At 52.0% G+C, this 16330-nt stretch carries 19 protein-coding genes and 2 pseudogenes; 8 read left to right on the top strand and 13 right to left on the bottom strand.

The window, feature by feature from the left end; all coding sequences use genetic code 11:
* Window positions 1–4: 4 nt before the first annotated feature.
* Genes ACDI39_RS02240 through ACDI39_RS02225 form a run of 4 tightly spaced genes read right to left on the bottom strand, consistent with a single transcriptional unit; the run spans window position 5 to window position 1804 of the window.
* Entirely contained in the window at window positions 5–511 is a 507-nt protein-coding gene (locus ACDI39_RS02240; protein ID WP_000566443.1) for a hypothetical protein, read from the bottom strand.
* Entirely contained in the window at window positions 504–1178 is a 675-nt protein-coding gene (locus ACDI39_RS02235) for a hypothetical protein (RefSeq protein WP_000344149.1), read from the bottom strand. Before ACDI39_RS02235 ends, ACDI39_RS02240 begins: the two co-directional genes overlap by 8 nt.
* Window positions 1153–1434: a hypothetical protein gene (locus tag ACDI39_RS02230; RefSeq protein WP_000044823.1), complete on the bottom strand. Its 282-nt coding sequence runs from the start codon at window positions 1432–1434 to the stop codon at window positions 1153–1155. The genes ACDI39_RS02235 and ACDI39_RS02230 overlap by 26 nt, the downstream gene beginning before the upstream one ends.
* On the bottom strand, window positions 1427–1804 hold the full coding sequence (locus ACDI39_RS02225) for a hypothetical protein (RefSeq protein WP_001125904.1): 378 nt from the start codon (window positions 1802–1804) through the stop codon (window positions 1427–1429). Before ACDI39_RS02225 ends, ACDI39_RS02230 begins: the two co-directional genes overlap by 8 nt.
* A 326-nt stretch (window positions 1805–2130) precedes the next feature.
* Between ACDI39_RS02225 and ACDI39_RS02220 the strand changes: the two genes are divergently transcribed.
* Together ACDI39_RS02220 and ACDI39_RS02215 are read left to right on the top strand one after the other, a co-directional pair.
* Complete coding sequence (locus ACDI39_RS02220) at window positions 2131–2274, top strand: hypothetical protein (protein WP_000939033.1); 144 nt, start codon at window positions 2131–2133, stop codon at window positions 2272–2274.
* A gap of 91 nt (window positions 2275–2365) precedes the next feature.
* On the top strand, window positions 2366–3001 hold the full coding sequence (locus ACDI39_RS02215; RefSeq protein WP_000074431.1) for an N-6 DNA methylase: 636 nt from the start codon (window positions 2366–2368) through the stop codon (window positions 2999–3001).
* Window positions 3002–3053: 52 nt separating this feature from the next.
* Here the strand turns inward: ACDI39_RS02215 and ACDI39_RS02210 are convergent, their stop codons facing one another.
* The 5 genes from ACDI39_RS02210 to ACDI39_RS02190 all read right to left on the bottom strand — a co-directional run bounded on the left by ACDI39_RS02210 (window position 3054) and on the right by ACDI39_RS02190 (window position 7452).
* On the bottom strand, window positions 3054–3326 hold the full coding sequence (locus ACDI39_RS02210; RefSeq protein WP_000703827.1) for a helix-turn-helix domain-containing protein: 273 nt from the start codon (window positions 3324–3326) through the stop codon (window positions 3054–3056).
* Window positions 3327–3374: 48 nt separating this feature from the next.
* On the bottom strand, window positions 3375–4556 hold the full coding sequence (locus ACDI39_RS02205) for a ParB/RepB/Spo0J family partition protein (protein ID WP_001207227.1): 1182 nt from the start codon (window positions 4554–4556) through the stop codon (window positions 3375–3377).
* A gap of 3 nt (window positions 4557–4559) precedes the next feature.
* On the bottom strand, window positions 4560–5345 hold the full coding sequence (locus ACDI39_RS02200) for a ParA family protein (RefSeq protein ID WP_001151304.1): 786 nt from the start codon (window positions 5343–5345) through the stop codon (window positions 4560–4562).
* Between the two features lie 173 nt (window positions 5346–5518).
* Complete coding sequence (locus ACDI39_RS02195) at window positions 5519–5830, bottom strand: hypothetical protein (protein ID WP_000338945.1); 312 nt, start codon at window positions 5828–5830, stop codon at window positions 5519–5521.
* A 317-nt stretch (window positions 5831–6147) separates the two neighbouring features.
* On the bottom strand, window positions 6148–7452 hold the full coding sequence (locus ACDI39_RS02190) for an IS1380-like element ISPa33 family transposase (RefSeq protein ID WP_010793081.1): 1305 nt from the start codon (window positions 7450–7452) through the stop codon (window positions 6148–6150).
* A gap of 249 nt (window positions 7453–7701) precedes the next feature.
* Between ACDI39_RS02190 and sul2 the strand changes: the two genes are divergently transcribed.
* The 4 genes and pseudogenes from sul2 to ACDI39_RS02170 all read left to right on the top strand — a co-directional run bounded on the left by sul2 (window position 7702) and on the right by ACDI39_RS02170 (window position 10388).
* Window positions 7702–8517, top strand: a complete 816-nt coding sequence (gene sul2, locus ACDI39_RS02185; RefSeq protein WP_001043260.1) for a sulfonamide-resistant dihydropteroate synthase Sul2 — start codon at window positions 7702–7704, stop codon at window positions 8515–8517.
* A 60-nt stretch (window positions 8518–8577) separates the two neighbouring features.
* Window positions 8578–9381 (top strand): aminoglycoside O-phosphotransferase APH(3'')-Ib, encoded by an 804-nt coding sequence (gene aph(3'')-Ib, locus ACDI39_RS02180; RefSeq protein ID WP_001082319.1) that lies wholly within the window; start codon window positions 8578–8580, stop codon window positions 9379–9381.
* Window positions 9381–9530 (top strand): annotated as a pseudogene (locus ACDI39_RS02175) (aminoglycoside phosphotransferase family protein); the annotation flags it as partial. The gene aph(3'')-Ib (ACDI39_RS02180) and the pseudogene ACDI39_RS02175, both read left to right, overlap by 1 nt.
* Before the next feature lie 78 nt (window positions 9531–9608).
* Entirely contained in the window at window positions 9609–10388 is a 780-nt protein-coding gene (locus ACDI39_RS02170; RefSeq protein ID WP_015586041.1) for an APH(3')-VI family aminoglycoside O-phosphotransferase, read from the top strand.
* Between the two features lie 654 nt (window positions 10389–11042).
* Here the strand turns inward: ACDI39_RS02170 and ACDI39_RS02165 are convergent.
* Window positions 11043–11744, bottom strand: coding sequence for an IS1-like element ISPa14 family transposase (locus ACDI39_RS02165; RefSeq protein ID WP_015586042.1), 702 nt, complete (start codon window positions 11742–11744; stop codon window positions 11043–11045).
* A gap of 115 nt (window positions 11745–11859) precedes the next feature.
* Between ACDI39_RS02165 and aph(3'')-Ib (ACDI39_RS02160) the strand changes: the two genes are divergently transcribed.
* Together aph(3'')-Ib (ACDI39_RS02160) and ACDI39_RS02155 are read left to right on the top strand one after the other, a co-directional pair.
* Entirely contained in the window at window positions 11860–12663 is an 804-nt protein-coding gene (gene aph(3'')-Ib / locus ACDI39_RS02160; RefSeq protein WP_001082319.1) for an aminoglycoside O-phosphotransferase APH(3'')-Ib, read from the top strand.
* Window positions 12663–13499 (top strand): aminoglycoside O-phosphotransferase APH(6)-Id, encoded by an 837-nt coding sequence (locus tag ACDI39_RS02155; protein WP_000480968.1) that lies wholly within the window; start codon window positions 12663–12665, stop codon window positions 13497–13499. The genes aph(3'')-Ib (ACDI39_RS02160) and ACDI39_RS02155 overlap by 1 nt, the downstream gene beginning before the upstream one ends.
* 579 nt (window positions 13500–14078) lie before the next feature.
* On the opposite strand, the gene tetR(A) is transcribed toward ACDI39_RS02155, so the two are convergent.
* The 3 genes and pseudogenes from tetR(A) to ACDI39_RS02140 form a co-directional block, all read right to left on the bottom strand.
* A complete protein-coding gene (tetR(A), locus tag ACDI39_RS02150) occupies window positions 14079–14738 on the bottom strand; it encodes a tetracycline resistance transcriptional repressor TetR(A) (RefSeq protein WP_486537423.1) in 660 nt (219 codons plus the stop codon).
* A 39-nt stretch (window positions 14739–14777) separates the two neighbouring features.
* Window positions 14778–15482: an IS6-like element IS26 family transposase gene (locus tag ACDI39_RS02145; RefSeq protein ID WP_001067855.1), complete on the bottom strand. Its 705-nt coding sequence runs from the start codon at window positions 15480–15482 to the stop codon at window positions 14778–14780.
* Between the two features lie 51 nt (window positions 15483–15533).
* Window positions 15534–16118: pseudogene (locus ACDI39_RS02140) on the bottom strand (GAF domain-containing protein); the annotation flags it as partial.
* Window positions 16119–16330 lie beyond the last annotated feature (212 nt).

The following is a 16330-nucleotide window of genomic DNA, read 5'->3' as shown; positions in this document are numbered from 1 at the left end:
ACAATTACTCCACCATCCATTCTTCACTAAGCAGGAACGCCCAGCGCTCTTCTGCTTTTTCTGGGTTGTCTTTGGCCTGTTTGATCATGATCTCGGCGGCGTTAAAGCCTACCTCTCCACTGAACCGGCCCCATGAATGGCTATGCCACTCGCGCATCACACTTCGGCCAAGCGATGCAAGTTCTGGACTTACACCCTCATGGAGGGCATAGAGCTCCCAAGCATCCCACCCGTATCGTAATAGGTTGTGCCCTGGGGCGTTAAAGGCCTGAGCAGCCTTGAACCGCTCTCCAGGCTCCTTCCCTCTAACATCCACACCCTGGAGCACCAACCCCATTACCACTTCAATGACAGGCTCGCGTTGCTTCTTTGCCAGCTCGATGGCAGCCACCAGCATTGCTTTGGCGTCAACAAATTTCCCATGCCCTTGGCACATACCGCAGGTTTCTTTGGAAGGGGAAAAGTCATAAACACCGGAACCAGCACAAAGGCGGCATGTCAGGTCAATCATGGGCTCTTCTCTCCTCATACTCTTCGATGCGCTCTTTCAGACGCTGAACCACTGGTGCGAGCTCAGGGATAGCTTCCGCTTCCTCAAGCGTGTATCGCTTGTCTTCCTGGTAATCGACTATTTGAGGAGGCCTTGGCTGTTTAGGGAACTCAGCAAAGTCATTCAGCGACATCGAGGTAGGAAGTCCTCCTTCAATCTCACCTTTTTCGTTGAGTGACTGAGTGACGATAAGCTGTGTTCCGCCCACCTCGGTATCAAAGCGGTCATCAAAGCGCTCACCGATAGTCCAGCCGCCACGGCCAAGAACACAGGTCGTACTCATACGTAGGCGATTGAATGCTTTAGCGTCATCCCAGTTCAAAGGATTTTCATCCATGAGGAAAAAAGGCGCTTCGTCCCGAACGAACACCTTGGACTTGGCGTTATCGAAGATCGGCCCAAACACCCCCTGCTGGAGGTATGGTTCGACTTTCTCTGCAAGATCCTGGTGCCCTTGAGAACGCAGCGCCTCATAGAGCTGGGTGATTGTTTGTTTGCCGGTGTCCGGAAGGCAGGACAATACTGTCTGCTTTTCCTCGTCACTCAGGCTTACCATTCTGGACAAAAAGCTGACTACCAGCTCGTTGTGCCCATCGACCGTTTCAATGTTGAGCTTGTTCTCGTCCATCTTCTTCCTCAGTAATCGGTTCGATAAATTCAATGGAGTCCATGCTTACATGACTGATAATGGCTTTCAGGCCGCAGCAGTCGCATGGTTCAAAGGTCAGTTCTGATCCCTTGGGAGACTGATGCGTGACCGTTGCCACAGCCCCTAGAGGGATCAACCCCCAGCCGTTTTTTAGTACCCGAGTAGTTCTGACCAGCCGACCTTTGTACTCTCGTTTCAGTTTCGGATGCGGCACTACCGCATATCGCTTACTCATTTCGGTCCCCTTGTACCAAAGGCTCGACAACCAGCTCTTGAGCTTCGTCCCAGTCGGACACCTTTGCATCACCAAACGCAAAGGCAATTCGCATAGCCACTGTCGGCCTGCCTATTTTCATCAAGTAAGCCGCAGCACCGGCACACATCGACTCTTGTCCCGAAGGTGCATAGTTACCCTCTTCATCCCATTCACCACCTGACTTTGAGTGCACGGTCTTGTGGCAATGAAACGTCGTCATGTCGTTTTCAACGATGTCGTTGATGATGCCTTCTAATCGCCCAGGGGCCAGCTCGATAGCGCCCTCCTTCCGGAATGGACAGTTGGCGCAAGGTTTCTTCAAACGGAGATGATTTGCTTGCTTTGGCATACATATCACTTTTACAGCATCATTTTATGATTCTATGATATAGCCATATTCCGTGTAGTCAATATCTCACTAACAATTACTTTCTATCGGACGCTTACGCGCCCATTTTGGGCAGATAGACAAGTTATTTGGGCGTTTGGGCGTTTGGAGTGTGCGAGGTGGACAGCGGGGAGACTTTCACATGTGAAAGTTTTGTTTCTTGGTATCGTTTTATTGTCTCTTGATATTATTTTATGATGCTGTAATAATCATAAATAAGGGCCGCATCGCTCTTCGACCTTCGTTGCAGCCCTTACAACACAATCAAGCAATTAAGGAGCTTTGTTATGCTGCAAGGCAATACTAACACGAATAAGCGCATCCCGCTCGCGGCGTTCATGAAATGGCCGCTGGCGAAACGTCAGGACTTCATCGACCGGGAAATGTCCGGTTGCCCCGACTTTATCAAGACGTCTTTGCTTCGGCATTAAGGCGATCAGGCAGGAAAGCAAAGAACCTCGCTTCGGCGGGGTTCTTCGTTTCTACCTCTTGAATGTTTCGTCAGAACAAACTGGAGCGCTTATGTCACCAGAAACACAGCAACTTACATCCAAGGCTTTATCTCTCATCGAGCAGTCCCGATACAGAATGGGCACATCTCGGTTTGTTGAGGCCTTTATTGACCAGTGGGCATACTTGCAGACTGGCCTATACCCAGCCAAGGAGGAGATCCCGGAAGAACTTCAGCCGGTCGCCTTCGAGCTCTCTCACGTCCTGTCTGCCGCCATTAAGCGCGACCCCACCAGCGATGTTTTGGGTTACGTCCTAAGCATGTCTGGCTTCCACAAGAAGGGCACCAATTACTTCCCCACTCCTCCAGAGATTGGCCGCTTGATGTCACTCATTGTTGGCTCACAGTCTTCGGCAGACTTTTATGAGCCCTGCTGTGGTTCTGGCATCAACGCCATTCACTGGATGGAAAACCTGATCGAGAACCACGGTCCCGAAGCATTGAGAGAAGCCTCAATCTACCTGGAAGACATCGATCCGTTGATGGTGAAGTGCTGCATGATCCAGCTATTCCATTATTTCGAGTCCCGCAATACCACTCCCAAAACGCTGAGTATCGTCGGCATAGACACCCTTAGCAGACGAACCAAGAACATCGCCTACTACGCCGAAAAACCTCCAGCAACCGCCGCTACCGTGGCAGCATAAAAAAACCCGCCGATTGGCGGGTTTTGCATTCAATGCGCTGCTCTATGGCACCTTACAGTTTTCCGTACCGGTTCAAGAACGAAGACCTGTCTAAGATCCCCCAGTCTGTCAGCATGTAGTAGCCGGTGGCACCTCGTTCGCCGGTAGACTCCCTGACGAACAAGATATTCATTCCGAACTCATCACGCAGGGCAGACAACTGTCTCTTGATCGTTGATTCAGGAATATTTGTTGCCTTGTGAAGGTCTTGGAGACTTGGCTTCTCCGTTTTAGACAGGGCATTCACCAAAGCAAATTTTCTTTTCATGTCCTGTGAGATCTTCATATTCACCTGTTCTTGACAGGCCCAACCTCTCTGGCTGGGCCTCCTTTATTAGCCTTCGACACTCAGGAGTTCAATGTCTGACACAGGCACATGAACATGCTTTTCCTTGCCTTCGCCATCGAGCGTTTTAACCCAGACAGTAGACGGAACCAGAGCAACACGGTCGGTCATGATGACTCCACGTTTGGTCTCGCCATCCAGGTTAACGTTGACAGCAAAAATCAAACTGTCAGCCCGGACGTTCTTCCATTCCTTGTCCTTCGGCAGAGGAGGAAGAGCATCACCGCCTTCTTCATCTTTGTCCTTGCCGCTGTTATCTGGCTGCTTGACAGGATCTTTGTGCTCACCCTCTTCATCACGCAAAGGGTCTTCGTCATCATCGTCCTGACCATTGGAATTTTTACCCCCTTCCAGTTCCTCCTGGGCAAGGTTCAGGTCGTCATTCCCGGTTTGTTCCGACGTACCATCCCCACCCGAGTTGAGGGATTGCTCGTCGGTGTTGCCAGCGCCAAGCTCATCATTCTGGTGGGAGCCAGTCAGTGGGCCTTTTTCCATTTCGTCTTTGATACGTTTGGCATCATTCAGCAGCTCACGGCTTTGTTTACGAGTAATCCCGTCAGACATAGCCACCGCGCAGACGGCGCGACATCTTTCTTCATTCAGATCGAACAAGAGACGAAGGTTATTCAAGGTCTCTGTATCAGAACATACTTCATTATCGTATAACTCACGCACACAGTCAGGTAGCTTGAGCAACGACAGATGCGTAGATACGAAAGTGATATTCTTACCGAGCCGATCAGCAATATCCTTTTGCTTCCAACCTTCTTCAATAAACAGGTTTAACGCCTCGGCAATCTCTACCGGAGTCAAGTCATCCCGCTGGATGTTTTCGATCAGCTCACCAGCAGTCTCGTCCAAGTTGTTCTGGACCTTATCATTCACCACCAAGTCAATGGTCTCGATACCAGCGTGTTTACACGCTCTCCAACGCCGCTCCCCTTTTTGGATGACGAACTTGCCTTCTTCGTTCTTCGGGAACACGATGATCGGAGACTGCTGCCCTTCGGTCAGCAAGGTTGCCGCCAGCTCTTCAATGTTACGGAAGCGCTTACGAACCTGGACCTTGGATACAACGTCGTCAACAGGTACGGTAAGAACCTCTTTGCCTTTCTTGCCTTTGGCGGCTTTAGCAAGTTCGGACAGGCCTTTTAAATTGTTCAATGCCATCGCTTAGCCCACCTTCTCTAATAGTTCTTCCAACACCGCCTCAACTTCTTTGGCCGCGACATGTCCATAGCGAAGCTCCCAGACAGGGATGCCATCAGTCGTCGCCGTATCGAGCGGAGGCCGGTGCATAATTTTGTTCTCAAACAACAGATCCGGAACTGTGTTCTCCAGCGACTTGAGGGCTTTGTCGTGATTGACAGAGCGGTCCATGTCGTTGATCACGATGCCCAGGATCTCCAAATCTTGGTTGTACGCCTCGCGCACACCAATAATCGTGTTCAGGAGACCTTCTACGCCGTCCACAGCGAAGCCAGAGAGCTTTACTGGACATGCCACATGGGTAGACATCACCAACGCTGCCACCAGCTTTCTGCCGAGGCTAGGCGGACAATCAATCAGCACGTAGTCGTAGTTCTCAAACAGCTCAGCCAAATGGCGAGCCGGATTCATGGCCTGGTCAAGAGGCACAGCCTCCATCTCAAACAGATCCGGGTCGTTTTTCGGCGTATGAATGAGGTCTGCACCGCAAGGGCAGTGCATGACCTCAATGCCGTCCAGCTCGTAAGCGAACAGCTCTGCGGTTTTGGTTCCTGTGAGGATGGGCTCGTAGTCACCATCCTCAAGCTCTCGTCTGGGGGCCAGTCGAGAGGACGTGTTCCCCTGACCATCCATATCCAAGACCAGCACTTTCTTTTTCTTCTGTAACGCCAGATAAAAGGCCTGCTGGATACAGAGGGTACTCTTACCCACTCCGCCTTTCTGGTTGGCGAAGCTGATTACTTTTGCCATACCCACCTCTATTTTGGTTTCTCGCAGGTGATCAAGACCACCCCCAAACTTTCACATGTGAAAGATTGTAGCGATCATAAAATGATACTGCAATATCTAATTATGGTTCTGTTAAAACAAACTTTAAACAAAAAAACGGCCATGAAGGCCGCTTATTGACAAGGTTTGTGCTGTCAGCGCAATTGATTTGCTGCTCCAAGCCCATTCGCCAATAACTGCATCGCATCGTTGAACAGCGCGGAGCCCCGTTCCGGTGTGAGCAATTCCGGCATATCTTCTCGCGGCCAAGTACCGGCTACTTGAATGAGCAAACTGGCAGCCCAGTGGATCTGCTTTTCTTCACTTTCATCGGCCAGAGTGCATACGACGGGGAAACCGTACTTACGCCCCCAGCGACTCACCTCTTTGAACGATACCAGCTCAGGCTTTTGCAAATCCCGGCTGTAGGCCTCAGCTATCATGTGGTTCAGTTCTTTAGCGTCCATTTATCCCACTCTATTGTAAACAAGACATTTTTATCTTTTATATTCAATGGCTTATTTTCCTGCTAATTGGTAATACCATGAAAAATACCATGCTCAGAAAAGGCTTAACAATATTTTGAAAAATTGCCTACTGAGCGCTGCCGCACAGCTCCATAGCCCGGATTTCTCATGAGGCCGGCAGGCGTGGCCGGTGAAGCCTCGGCGTATCAACAACCTGCCTTCCACCGCTAAAAATTGATCGTTTTTTATTCAATTCCCGCGTATGGGGCGCACTGCCCCCTTTCCCCCATTGAGCCGGGCCGGGGGCGCCCGCCTGTTCAGGTCGGCTTGAGGCGGGCAACCAGCCCCGCAAAGAGTTCCTGATGCGGATAGGCCTCGCTGATCAGCACGCGGATGCGCCGGCTGTTGCGAATGATCACCGCACCGATCTTGAGCAGTTTCAAGCGCAGGTTATGGATGCTCATGCGCGCCAATGCGGTGCCCTGGAGATGATCGCGTAGCCGTTCGAACAGCACATAGGCAAAGGCCGACAGCATCAGCCGCCACTGGTTGGTCCACCAGCGTGGGCTGGAGGTGCGGTCGGCGAACAGATCCAACTGTTGGTCCTTGATCCGATTCTCCATGTCGCCACGGCCGCAGTAGTCTTCGTAGTACTGCTGGGCAGCATCCTCGGCAAAGCGGGACACGACGATGAAGCGTGGATTGGCACCCTGCTCGCCATGTTCCAGGCGCGACACGACCAGGCGGCGCCTACGCCAACTACCGGCCTGATAGAGGAAGCGATACACGCCGGACATCTTCTGCCCGGTTTCTTGGTAGGCCTCGGCGACCGCTTGCATGGCCGGCGCCGCCATCCGCTGCAGGCGGGTGTTGCGGGCCAGACCCACCACATAATCCACCTGCTTGCGGTCACACCAGTCGAGCATGCGATGTCGGCAAAAACCGCCGTCACCGCGGAACACGATGCGGGTCTCTGGCCAGAAGCGGCGAATGAACTTGACCAGCAGTGCCAGGATGGCCCAACTGTGTCGGGCGCCATCGATGTTGCTCGGGCGCAAATAGCTCACCAGCAGATGGCGACCACAGAACACATAGAGCGGCAGGAAGCAGTAATGGTCGTAATAGCCATGGAAGAAGCGCCCTTCCTGATCTCCATGCACCGGCACATCGGTCGCATCGAAGTCGAGCACGATCTCAGCCGGCGCCTGGTCATGCTGGGCGATGAAGTGCTCCCACAGCAGGCGATGGGCTTGCACCACCGTTTCGCGATCGGCTTGCTGTTCCAGGCGCCCCAGAGTGGATTTGCCGGCCAGCGGTTGCAGGCGGTTGACCGCAGTCTGCAGCGCGTAGTCATGGCGCAGGCCGTCATGATCGTTGAGATCCTCGTAGCCGGCGGCCAGTGCATAGATACGCTGGGCGAGCAGTGTCTGCAGTCCATGCTGGACACGCCCAGGATCACGCCGATCGGGAACGATTTTGGCCAGGCGGCGGGTCAAGCCATGTTGCCGGTCGACCTCGCGCAGCAGCAACAAGCCCGCATCCGAGGTGATGTGACCACCGGTGAAAGAGGCCTCGACGAGGCGGCGAGAGAGGGGTGAAAAGTGGAGTTTTTCTGGTAGCATTTTGTGCGCGGCTGAAGACTTATGGGGCTTTGTTTGGCGACAAGAATCATAAGGCTTTCAGCCGTTTTTGTTTATGCGGTCATGAGAAATCCGGGATAGGCCGCTTTCCTGGCTTTGCTTCCAGATGTATGCTATTCTGCTCCTGCAGCTAATGGATCACCGCAAACAGGTTACTCGCCTGGGGATTCCCTTTCGACCCGAGCATCCGTATGAGACTCATGCTCGATTATTATTATTATAGAAGCCCCCATGAATAAATCGCTCATCATTTTCGGCATCGTCAACATAACCTCGGACAGTTTCTCCGATGGAGGCCGGTATCTGGCGCCAGACGCAGCCATTGCGCAGGCGCGTAAGCTGATGGCCGAGGGGGCAGATGTGATCGACCTCGGTCCGGCATCCAGCAATCCCGACGCCGCGCCTGTTTCGTCCGACACAGAAATCGCGCGTATCGCGCCGGTGCTGGACGCGCTCAAGGCAGATGGCATTCCCGTCTCGCTCGACAGTTATCAACCCGCGACGCAAGCCTATGCCTTGTCGCGTGGTGTGGCCTATCTCAATGATATTCGCGGTTTTCCAGACGCTGCGTTCTATCCGCAATTGGCGAAATCATCTGCCAAACTCGTCGTTATGCATTCGGTGCAAGACGGGCAGGCAGATCGGCGCGAGGCACCCGCTGGCGACATCATGGATCACATTGCGGCGTTCTTTGACGCGCGCATCGCGGCGCTGACGGGTGCCGGTATCAAACGCAACCGCCTTGTCCTTGATCCCGGCATGGGGTTTTTTCTGGGGGCTGCTCCCGAAACCTCGCTCTCGGTGCTGGCGCGGTTCGATGAATTGCGGCTGCGCTTCGATTTGCCGGTGCTTCTGTCTGTTTCGCGCAAATCCTTTCTGCGCGCGCTCACAGGCCGTGGTCCGGGGGATGTCGGGGCCGCGACACTCGCTGCAGAGCTTGCCGCCGCCGCAGGTGGAGCTGACTTCATCCGCACACACGAGCCGCGCCCCTTGCGCGACGGGCTGGCGGTATTGGCGGCGCTGAAAGAAACCGCAAGAATTCGTTAACTGCACATTCGGGATATTTCTCTATATTCGCGCTTCATCAGAAAACTGAAGGAACCTCCATTGAATCGAACTAATATTTTTTTTGGTGAATCGCATTCTGACTGGTTGCCTGTCAGAGGCGGAGAATCTGGTGATTTTGTTTTTCGACGTGGTGACGGGCATGCCTTCGCGAAAATCGCACCTGCTTCCCGCCGCGGTGAGCTCGCTGGAGAGCGTGACCGCCTCATTTGGCTCAAAGGTCGAGGTGTGGCTTGCCCCGAGGTCATCAACTGGCAGGAGGAACAGGAGGGTGCATGCTTGGTGATAACGGCAATTCCGGGAGTACCGGCGGCTGATCTGTCTGGAGCGGATTTGCTCAAAGCGTGGCCGTCAATGGGGCAGCAACTTGGCGCTGTTCACAGCCTATCGGTTGATCAATGTCCGTTTGAGCGCAGGCTGTCGCGAATGTTCGGACGCGCCGTTGATGTGGTGTCCCGCAATGCCGTCAATCCCGACTTCTTACCGGACGAGGACAAGAGTACGCCGCAGCTCGATCTTTTGGCTCGTGTCGAACGAGAGCTACCGGTGCGGCTCGACCAAGAGCGCACCGATATGGTTGTTTGCCATGGTGATCCCTGCATGCCGAACTTCATGGTGGACCCTAAAACTCTTCAATGCACGGGTCTGATCGACCTTGGGCGGCTCGGAACAGCAGATCGCTATGCCGATTTGGCACTCATGATTGCTAACGCCGAAGAGAACTGGGCAGCGCCAGATGAAGCAGAGCGCGCCTTCGCTGTCCTATTCAATGTATTGGGGATCGAAGCCCCCGACCGCGAACGCCTTGCCTTCTATCTGCGATTGGACCCTCTGACTTGGGGTTGATGTTCATGCCGCCTGTTTTTCCTGCTCATTGGCACGTTTCGCAACCTGTTCTCATTGCGGACACCTTTTCCAGCCTCGTTTGGAAAGTTTCATTGCCAGACGGGACTCCTGCAATCGTCAAGGGATTGAAACCTATAGAAGACATTGCTTTTGATGCCATTTTTCTTTATACTGTCACTGAGCCTCGCATTTGCGAGGTTTTTAATGCTGAATAAAAGGAAAACTTGATGGAATTGCCCAATATTATTCAACAATTTATTGGAAACAGCGTTTTAGAGCCAAATAAAATTGGTCAGTCGCCATCGGATGTTTATTCTTTTAATCGAAATAATGAAACTTTTTTTCTTAAGCGATCTAGCACTTTATATACAGAGACCACATACAGTGTCTCTCGTGAAGCGAAAATGTTGAGTTGGCTCTCTGATAAATTAAAGGTGCCTGAACTCATCATGACTTTTCAGGATGAGCAGTTTGAATTCATGATCACTAAAGCGATCAATGCAAAACCAATTTCAGCGCTTTTTTTAACAGAGCAAGAATTGCTTGCTATCTATAAGGAAACACTCAATCAGTTAAATGCAGTTGCTATTATTGATTGCCCATTTATTTCAAGCATTGATCATCGGTTAAAAGAGTCAAAATTTTTTATTGATAACCAACTCCTTGACGAGATAGATCAAGATGATCTTGATGCTGAATTATGGGGAGACCATAAAACTTACATAAGTCTTTGGAATGAGTTAAATGAGACTCGTGTTGAAGAAAGATTGGTTTTTTCTCATGGCGATATCACGGATAGTAATATTTTTATAGATAAATCTGGTGAAATTTACTTTTTAGATCTTGGTCGTGCTGGATTAGCAGATGAATTTGTAGATATATCTTTTGTTGAACGTTGCCTAAGAGAGGATGTATCTGAGGAAACTGCTAAAATATTTTTAAAGCATTTAAAAAACGATATGCCTGACAAAAGGAATTATTTTTTAAAACTTGATGAATTGAATTGATTCCAAGCAATATCTAAAAATACTTAGTTATCTTTTTAAGTCGCTAAGTTTTAAATAAATAAGTGAAAGAAGTTAGTGGAGCTACTGATTTAAAGTTTTATATCACCAATGAATCCAAGTTTTGGTTTTTAAAATAAACTTATTTAAAATAGCTAAAGCTGTTTATTAGCTTAACTTGTGATTTAAGTTTTTTTGAATATAAAATTGTTAATTTATTAGCTTTACAAGTTTATTTAAATTTCATCGTGCAACATTTTTAACCAATTTTATTATCGATGGTATTTTTTTGTCTGCTTTTCTTTTCCTAGTCTTTTATCTATCCGTCAGCCATATAGTATTTTATTAAATTCTTATGGAAAATGACGCATGTTAAATTATCTTAAGAGCTTTAATAATATCAATACTTATTTGGTTTTATCGATAATTCTGCTGTTAATCATAATATCTCTAGATTATTTCTAAACTGAATGAATGTTTATAATGAGTGATTCATATTACTATTGAAATCGACTTCTCACTTTGAAAGAAGGCGAGGATGAGGGGCTTTTATGTTGATTTATCATTTTAAAAATGTCTTATAAAAGAAGCCTAACGTGTTTTCTTATATAGGTTTAAACATAATTTTTGGGTGGTGTTTCAAAAAGTATGCTGACATTAAATGAAGCCATTATTGATGTAAAAAAAGGTTAAGTCGAAAGCTTTAAAATGGTTTTCAATCTTTTTTGAAAAATTACAACTCCTTCTAAAACCGCGCCTAATTCGATGCCTTATTTTGCAATTATTACCTTCAATACCTACAGTAAAAAATTTACCAATACTTTGCTTGCAGTTTTTAAAAGCAGTTATGAAACTGTCCCAATGATCACTTGCAATTCGGGTGTAGTGAATACCTAATTGTTTAAGCTTTGCCTTCAATCGTTGAACTGTAGCTAAGTCTCTTTTACCCCAAACATAAGCAACAATCTCACCTGTTTCTCGATGGTAGGCGTAAATAAGCCATTGTTTATTATTTTTATTTCCCACAAAAGTCCAAAACTCATCAACTTCAAGAGACTCATAATGACTTTGTTTAGGCTGAATTTGGTAGGTCGATTCGGTTAAAGTACGTAAAACTTTACCGATACTGATTCGCTCAACTTCAGCGATATCTCGTATACCACTACCTCTGACCATCAACTGTAATATTTTTCGAGTAATGCCTGAATGACATCCTAGATAGCTCAGAGCATGGTCACCAATAAACTGACGTTTACAGTCTTTGCACTGATAGTTTTGTTTCCCATCTACTTTGATGCCATTTTTCTTTATACTGTCACTGAGGCAGGTTGGACATTTGATTTCTAGAGTTATTCGCATTTCTCTATTTTATCAAAATTCAACCTGCTTTGTTTCAGCATACTTTTTGAAACACCACCTCTTTTCGCAGGTTGAGCCACCTCCGCGCTTCATCAGAAAACTGAAGGAACCTCCATTGAATCGAACTAATATTTTTTTTGGTGAATCGCATTCTGACTGGTTGCCTGTCAGAGGCGGAGAATCTGGTGATTTTGTTTTTCGACGTGGTGACGGGCATGCCTTCGCGAAAATCGCACCTGCTTCCCGCCGCGGTGAGCTCGCTGGAGAGCGTGACCGCCTCATTTGGCTCAAAGGTCGAGGTGTGGCTTGCCCCGAGGTCATCAACTGGCAGGAGGAACAGGAGGGTGCATGCTTGGTGATAACGGCAATTCCGGGAGTACCGGCGGCTGATCTGTCTGGAGCGGATTTGCTCAAAGCGTGGCCGTCAATGGGGCAGCAACTTGGCGCTGTTCACAGCCTATCGGTTGATCAATGTCCGTTTGAGCGCAGGCTGTCGCGAATGTTCGGACGCGCCGTTGATGTGGTGTCCCGCAATGCCGTCAATCCCGACTTCTTACCGGACGAGGACAAGAGTACGCCGCAGCTCGATCTTTTGGCTCGTGTCGAACGAGAGCTACCGGTGCGGCTCGACCAAGAGCGCACCGATATGGTTGTTTGCCATGGTGATCCCTGCATGCCGAACTTCATGGTGGACCCTAAAACTCTTCAATGCACGGGTCTGATCGACCTTGGGCGGCTCGGAACAGCAGATCGCTATGCCGATTTGGCACTCATGATTGCTAACGCCGAAGAGAACTGGGCAGCGCCAGATGAAGCAGAGCGCGCCTTCGCTGTCCTATTCAATGTATTGGGGATCGAAGCCCCCGACCGCGAACGCCTTGCCTTCTATCTGCGATTGGACCCTCTGACTTGGGGTTGATGTTCATGCCGCCTGTTTTTCCTGCTCATTGGCACGTTTCGCAACCTGTTCTCATTGCGGACACCTTTTCCAGCCTCGTTTGGAAAGTTTCATTGCCAGACGGGACTCCTGCAATCGTCAAGGGATTGAAACCTATAGAAGACATTGCTGATGAACTGCGCGGGGCCGACTATCTGGTATGGCGCAATGGGAGGGGAGCAGTCCGGTTGCTCGGTCGTGAGAACAATCTGATGTTGCTCGAATATGCCGGGGAGCGAATGCTCTCTCACATCGTTGCCGAGCACGGCGACTACCAGGCGACCGAAATTGCAGCGGAACTAATGGCGAAGCTGTATGCCGCATCTGAGGAACCCCTGCCTTCTGCCCTTCTCCCGATCCGGGATCGCTTTGCAGCTTTGTTTCAGCGGGCGCGCGATGATCAAAACGCAGGTTGTCAAACTGACTACGTCCACGCGGCGATTATAGCCGATCAAATGATGAGCAATGCCTCGGAACTGCGTGGGCTACATGGCGATCTGCATCATGAAAACATCATGTTCTCCAGTCGCGGCTGGCTGGTGATAGATCCCGTCGGTCTGGTCGGTGAAGTGGGCTTTGGCGCCGCCAATATGTTCTACGATCCGGCTGACAGAGACGACCTTTGTCTCGATCCTAGACGCATTGCACAGATGGCGGACGCATTCTCTCGTGCGCTGGACGTCGATCCGCGTCGCCTGCTCGACCAGGCGTACGCTTATGGGTGCCTTTCCGCAGCTTGGAACGCGGATGGAGAAGAGGAGCAACGCGATCTAGCTATCGCGGCCGCGATCAAGCAGGTGCGACAGACGTCATACTAGATATCAAGCGACTTCTCCTATCCCCTGGGAACACATCAATCTCACCGGAGAATATCGCTGGCCAAAGCCTTAGCGTAGGATTCCGCCCCTTCCCGCAAACGACCCCTGGAAGCCCCGTAGCGACGCGGAGAGGGGCGAGACAAGCCAAGGGCGCAGGCTCGATGCGCAGCACGACATAGCCGGTTCTCGCAAGGACGAGAATTTCCCTGCGGTGCCCCTCAAGTGTCAATGAAAGTTTCCAACGCGAGCCATTCGCGAGAGCCTTGAGTCCACGCTAGATCTATCTCATCTGCGCAAGGCAGAACGTGAAGACGGCCGCCCTGGACCTCGCCCGCGAGCGCCAGGCGCACGAGGCCGGCGCGCGGACCCGCGCCACGGCCCACGAGCGGACGCCGCAGCAGGAGCGCCAGAAGGCCGCCAGAGAGGCCGAGCGCGGCCGTGAGGCTTGGACGCTAGGGCAGGGCATGAAAAAGCCCGTAGCGGGCTGCTACGGGCGTCTGACGCGGTGGAAAGGGGGAGGGGATGTTGTCTACATGGCTCTGCTGTAGTGAGTGGGTTGCGCTCCGGCAGCGGTCCTGATCAATCGTCACCCTTTCTCGGTCCTTCAACGTTCCTGACAACGAGCCTCCTTTTCGCCAATCCATCGACAATCACCGCGAGTCCCTGCTCGAACGCTGCGTCCGGACCGGCTTCGTCGAAGGCGTCTATCGCGGCCCGCAACAGCGGCGAGAGCGGAGCCTGTTCAACGGTGCCGCCGCGCTCGCCGGCATCGCTGTCGCCGGCCTGCTCCTCAAGCACGGCCCCAACAGTGAAGTAGCTGATTGTCATCAGCGCATTGACGGCGTCCCCGGCCGAAAAACCCGCCTCGCAGAGGAAGCGAAGCTGCGCGTCGGCCGTTTCCATCTGCGGTGCGCCCGGTCGCGTGCCGGCATGGATGCGCGCGCCATCGCGGTAGGCGAGCAGCGCCTGCCTGAAGCTGCGGGCATTCCCGATCAGAAATGAGCGCCAGTCGTCGTCGGCTCTCGGCACCGAATGCGTATGATTCTCCGCCAGCATGGCTTCGGCCAGTGCGTCGAGCAGCGCCCGCTTGTTCCTGAAGTGCCAGTAAAGCGCCGGCTGCTGAACCCCCAACCGTTCCGCCAGTTTGCGTGTCGTCAGACCGTCTACGCCGACCTCGTTCAACAGGTCCAGGGCGGCACGGATCACTGTATTCGGCTGCAACTTTGGGCACTGTTGCAAAGTTAGCGATGAGGCAGCCTTTTGTCTTATTCAAAGGCCTTACATTTCAAAAACTCTGCTTACCAGGCGCATTTCGCCCAGGGGATCACCATAATAAAATGCTGAGGCCTGGCCTTTGCGTAGTGCACGCATCACCTCAATACCTTTGATGGTGGCGTAAGCCGTCTTCATGGATTTAAATCCCAGCGTGGCGCCGATTATCCGTTTCAGTTTGCCATGATCGCATTCAATCACGTTGTTCCGGTACTTAATCTGTCGGTGTTCAACGTCAGACGGGCACCGGCCTTCGCGTTTGAGCAGAGCAAGCGCGCGACCATAGGCGGGCGCTTTATCCGTGTTGATGAATCGCGGGATCTGCCACTTCTTCACGTTGTTGAGGATTTTACCCAGAAACCGGTATGCAGCTTTGCTGTTACGACGGGAGGAGAGATAAAAATCGACAGTGCGGCCCCGGCTGTCGACGGCCCGGTACAGATACGCCCAGCGGCCATTGACCTTCACGTAGGTTTCATCCATGTGCCACGGGCAAAGATCGGAAGGGTTACGCCAGTACCAGCGCAGCCGTTTTTCCATTTCAGGCGCATAACGCTGAACCCAGCGGTAAATCGTGGAGTGATCGACATTCACTCCGCGTTCAGCCAGCATCTCCTGCAGCTCACGGTAACTGATGCCGTATTTGCAGTACCAGCGTACGGCCCACAGAATGATGTCACGCTGAAAATGCCGGCCTTTGAATGGGTTCATGTGCAGCTCCATCAGCAAAAGGGGATGATAAGTTTATCACCACCGACTATTTGCAACAGTGCCCTCGCGGGTGATGTCCAGCACACCGATCACCTCCCCGCGCGGGTCGCGCAGGGGCACCGAGGTGCAGGAGAACGGGCTGAGCCGGTCGAGGTAGTGCTCGCCACAGTTGATCAGGGTCGGCCGCCCTTCGACCACCGCCGTGCCGATGGCGTTGGTGCCACGCAGCGACTCGCTCCAGCAACTGCCCGGGTGCAGGTCGCGCAGGCCATCGCGGTTGAGCACGTGCTTCTGCCCTTCGATGGCCAGGACGTTGGCCTGGGCGTCGCCGAGGATGACGATGCCGCTCTTGCCCTGGCGCTTGACCAGGTAGTCCAGCTCCGGGGTGACCGCATCGATCAGCAGCCGGTTGTGCTCCAGCAAGGCGCGCAGGTCATGGCCGTGGCGCATGCCCAGGCCCACCTGCTCGCCTTGCAGGCAATCCAGGCCATGGCCGAGGCTACGGCGCCAGGAGGCATCGATCTCGTCGCGCAGCATCCCGGAGGGCAGTTCGCCTTCGTTGGCCAGCTTGAGCCGGGCCTGGCGGGATTCGTGCAAGGGGTTGCGGGCGTTTGTTATGGGTATGTGTCGCGCCATCGTTCACTCCAGCGATGCCTCCGCGAGCGGGGCAACGGGCTTCGGGACTTGTTGCAGTGTGCTTCAGAATCCGCGAGCCGTCATCAGGCTGGGGTGGAGGGTGGCACAAAGCTTACGTTTACGTAAAGGCAGAGGAGATGCTGCCGCTGACAGTGGGGCCGCTTCGCGCCCCATCGCCGGCAAGCCCCCACACAGTCCTCTGCAGGGCACAT

Source organism: Pseudomonas sp. Tun-23181, assembly GCF_057415455.1.
This window is presented reverse-complemented; position numbering and strand designations above follow the sequence as displayed.